General features: G+C 46.1%; 1 protein-coding gene. It reads left to right on the top strand.

What is annotated here, in order from left to right; translation table 11 throughout:
* Window positions 1-221: 221 nt before the first annotated feature.
* On the top strand, window positions 222-748 hold a 527-nt coding region (locus tag R7Z50_RS26895), incomplete at its 3' end, for an SLC13 family permease (protein WP_318149669.1).

Raw genomic sequence — 748 nt, 5'->3', positions numbered from 1 at the left:
ACTTAGGGGCTCTCACCATGAATTTTGACGCGGATCTCAGTGGTGATTTTTATGACTTTTATTAATTTAATGCGTTTATTCTCAATTATTTTTCAAACAGATTTTGTCGTGACATGCAAATTGATAAAGAGCTCAAGTACGTCGTTGATGAAATTGATTTCTCTCAGTTTTTTGCCATTTCCAAACCCTATGATGAAGAAAAATAACTTGGAGATGGATGTATGAATAGTTCCCAAATGAAAATGCTCCTACTGGTCGCGATAGGCTGCATCTTATGGTTTATCCCAACCCCGGAAGGACTCACCGATCAAGCTTGGCAAATGATGGCGATATTCGTCACCACCGTACTAAGCTTGATCCTCGCCCCACTTCCTCTAGGCGCGATGGCGTTGATGGGTTTGAGGCCCGCGACCCTGCTTGGCGTTCTGCCAATCAACACCGCACTGACTGGCTTCGCGCATCCTACGATTTGGCTTATTGCAGCTGCGTTCTTTATCTCTCGCGGTTTTATTACCACCGGCTTTGGTCGACGCGTCGGATACTGGTTTATCTCTAAACTTGGTCACAACTCATTAGGCCTTGCTTACGGCTTAGTGTTGACTGATTTGCTGTTTGCACCTGCAACCCCAAGTACCACCGCGCGTTGTGGCGGTATTATTTCTCCGCTATTTCGCTCGGTTGCGAGTGCTTATGATTCCGACCCAGAAAAAGGCACTGAGAACCGAATCGGCGCATTTTTGGTGCAATG

The organism is Vibrio sp. 1249-1 (assembly GCF_033340495.1).
This window is presented reverse-complemented; position numbering and strand designations above follow the sequence as displayed.